3 protein-coding genes and 1 pseudogene are annotated in these 2,714 nt (G+C 71.3%); 1 reads left to right on the top strand and 3 read right to left on the bottom strand.

Translation table 11 applies throughout. The features are described from left to right. Nucleotides 1-546 (bottom strand): annotated as a pseudogene (locus AOK15_RS36355) (ABC transporter permease); the annotation flags it as partial. Then, nucleotides 543-1,481 (bottom strand): ABC transporter ATP-binding protein, encoded by a 939-nt coding sequence (locus tag AOK15_RS36350; RefSeq protein ID WP_055522782.1) that lies wholly within the window; start codon nucleotides 1,479-1,481, stop codon nucleotides 543-545. The pseudogene AOK15_RS36355 and the gene AOK15_RS36350, both read right to left, overlap by 4 nt. Nucleotides 1,482-1,605: 124 nt before the next feature. Between AOK15_RS36350 and AOK15_RS36345 the strand changes: the two genes are divergently transcribed. After that, nucleotides 1,606-2,196: a GbsR/MarR family transcriptional regulator gene (locus AOK15_RS36345; RefSeq protein WP_055522781.1), complete on the top strand. Its 591-nt coding sequence runs from the start codon at nucleotides 1,606-1,608 to the stop codon at nucleotides 2,194-2,196. Nucleotides 2,197-2,260: 64 nt separating this feature from the next. Here AOK15_RS36345 and AOK15_RS36340 read toward each other — a convergent pair. Next, a partial coding sequence (locus AOK15_RS36340) for a hypothetical protein (RefSeq protein WP_055522780.1) occupies nucleotides 2,261-2,714 on the bottom strand: 454 nt, incomplete at its 5' end.

The following is a 2,714-nucleotide window of genomic DNA, read 5'->3' as shown; positions in this document are numbered from 1 at the left end:
GCTCATGGCGGCGGCCGCGATCAGCAGCCCCAGCGTGCCGTTCGCGACCGCCGCCATGAGCAGCGCCGCCGTCAACGGCGCCCGGCGCCCCACCATCCCCGACGCGACCACCTCCAGACGGCCGCTCTCCTCCTCGTCGCGGGTGTGGCGGATGACGACGAGGAGGCTCATCACGGCGGCGAGGGCACCGGCGTAGACGCCGACGCGCCACGCGGTCAGGGCGCCCAGCGAGTCGTCGAACACGGGCCCGACCAGGGCGCGCAGCGACGAGTTGGTGGTCATCTGGCGCATCAGGTCGGCGCGTTCGGCGGCGGTGCCGTACAGGCTGCGCAGGCTGTTCGGCATGGAGAGGACCATCAGTCCCGTCACGGCGACCCACACCGGGGCCATCACCCGGTCCCGACGCAGGGCGAAACGCAACAGGATCCCCGTACCGGCCAGTTGGCGTGCCCCACCCGACCGCACGGCGAACGAGGAGGCCGACGGCCTCGAAGGCGACGGTGACGACGAGGGCGTGGGCGCGGAGGCGTTGTCGACGGTGGTCATCGCGCGGCCGTCCTCTCCGGCGAGCGGGAGGCGGCGTCGTCCTGGTCGTCCTGGTAGTGCCGCAGGAACAGTTCCTCCAGCGTGGGCGGCGTCGAGGCCAGGGACCGTACGCCCGACTCGGTCAACGAGCGCAGGACGGCGTCGAGTTTGTCGGTGTCGACCTGGAGGCGGACCCGGTTGCCCTGGACATCGAGGTCGTGGACGCCGGGGAGGCGGGACAGGTCGCCCGGTGGGGAGGCGAGTTCGGCGGCGACGGCCGTACGGGTCAGATGGCGCAGGTCGGCCAGGGAGCCGCTCTCGACGGTGACGCCCTTGCGGATGATGCTCACCCGGTCGCACAGCTCCTCGACCTCGCTGAGGATGTGGGACGACAGCAGGACGGTGCGGCCCCGGTCGCGTTCCTCGCGTACACAGTGCTGGAAGACCTCCTCCATCAGCGGGTCGAGGCCGGAGGTCGGTTCGTCGAGGATGAGCAGGTCGACGTCGGAGGCGAAGGCGGCGACGAGGGCGACCTTCTGGCGGTTGCCCTTCGAGTAGGTGCGGCCCTTCTTCGTCGGGTCCAGCTCGAAGCGTTCGATCAGTTCGGCGCGGCGGCCGGCGTCCAGACCTCCGCGCAGTCGGCCGTAGAGGTCGATGACCTCGCCGCCGGACAGGTTCCGCCAGAGGGTGACGTCGCCGGGTACGTACGCGATGCGGCGGTGCACCTCCACCGCGTCCTTCCACGGGTCGCGGCCGAGGATCCGGGTGGCCCCGGCGTCGGCGCGGAGCAGACCGAGGAGGACGCGGATGGCGGTGGACTTGCCGGCGCCGTTGGGGCCGAGGAAACCGTGGACCTCGCCGGACTCGACGGTCAGGTCGAGACCGGCGAGCGCGTGGGTCCGTCCGAAGGACTTGTGGAGTCCGGAGACCTCGATGGCTGGGTTGGCCTTCGTCATGCTTCAGAACGTACGCTTACTTCAGAAATTTGTGAAGTTAAGGAAGCGTATGAATCGACAGTAGACTCATCAGCGGGGGACTGCGGTGTGACTGGGGTGCCTGACCAGGGGAGATGATCCAGCGATGGCGGAATCGAAGTCCGGCGACGAGCCCGAGCCCGAAGCCGAGCTTGAGGCCGAGCTTGAGGCCGAGACCGGGGGCGACGTTCAGGCCGGGGCCGAGTCCGCGGAGGGTGCGGGGCGGGACCCCGAGGCGGTCTCGCGTTTCGTCGAGCACTTCGCGGCGCAGCTCGTCGAGGCCGGGATGCCGCGGATGCCGGCCCGGGTCTTCGCCGCGCTCCTCGCCTCCGACACCGGCGCGCTGACCTCTGCCGAACTGGGCGAACAGTTGCAGATCAGCCCCGCCGCCGTGTCGGGCGCCGTCCGCTATCTGGCCCAGGTGCACCTGGTGTCACGCGAGCGTGAGCCCGGTTCGCGGCGTGAGCGCTACCGCGTCCACAGCGACCAGTGGTACGAGGCCCTCACCAACCGTGAGGCGATCATGAAGCGGTGGGAGGACGCGTTGCGCGAGGGTGTCGCGAGCCTCGGCGCCGACAGCCCGGCGGGGCGCCGCCTCAGCGAGACCCTCGCGTTCTTCGAGTTCGTCGAGGTGGAGGTCGAGGCGATGATGGCCCGCTGGCGTATCCACCGCGACCAGCTGTTCGGCGCGGACTGACTCCGGAGGGCCCGGCGCCCAGCGCCCGGTGCCCAGTTGTGTGCCCGGTGCCCGGCGCTCTCCGCTACTCGGCGAGGTCGGTGGCCCTTTCCGTACGGCTCGCCAGGCGTTCGTAGCGTTGGCGGGCGGCCTGCGGGGTCTGGAGGCCCAGTCCGAACGCGATCTCCGGCCAGGTCATGCCCCGGCCCCGGGCCATCTCCAGGAGCCCGACCTCCAGCTCGTCCATCTCCGCGCGGGCCGACGGGACGAGGCTCAGTGCGGCGGTGATGTCCGCCCGGTCGACCTCCGGTTCCCCGTCCTCCAGCAGTGCGGCGCCACTGAGCAGGAACGACACCAGCCGCACGGCCTCGTGCGGGCCCAGCACCTGCGGGTGCGCCTGCCGACGGCGCTGCCCGTCCGTGGCCGCGTGTCGCTCGGCGATACGGAACAACGAGGTGTACGTCCGCTGCGCCCGCGCCTCGTCCGCGCTCGGGGGAGTGAACGGGTCGGAGGGGCTGGACGGATGGGAGGGCGTGGAG

This window comes from Streptomyces ossamyceticus, assembly GCF_001418475.1.
GTDB lineage: Bacteria > Actinomycetota > Actinomycetes > Streptomycetales > Streptomycetaceae > Streptomyces > Streptomyces ossamyceticus.
This window is presented reverse-complemented; position numbering and strand designations above follow the sequence as displayed.

Excerpts from the sequence above, each read along its gene's own strand:
- AOK15_RS36350 (WP_055522782.1), bottom strand. The coding sequence starts at position 1,481 with ATGACGAAGGCCAACCCAGCCATCGAGGTCTCCGGACTCCACAAGTCC.
- AOK15_RS36345 (WP_055522781.1), top strand. The coding sequence starts at position 1,606 with ATGGCGGAATCGAAGTCCGGCGACGAGCCCGAGCCCGAAGCCGAGCTT.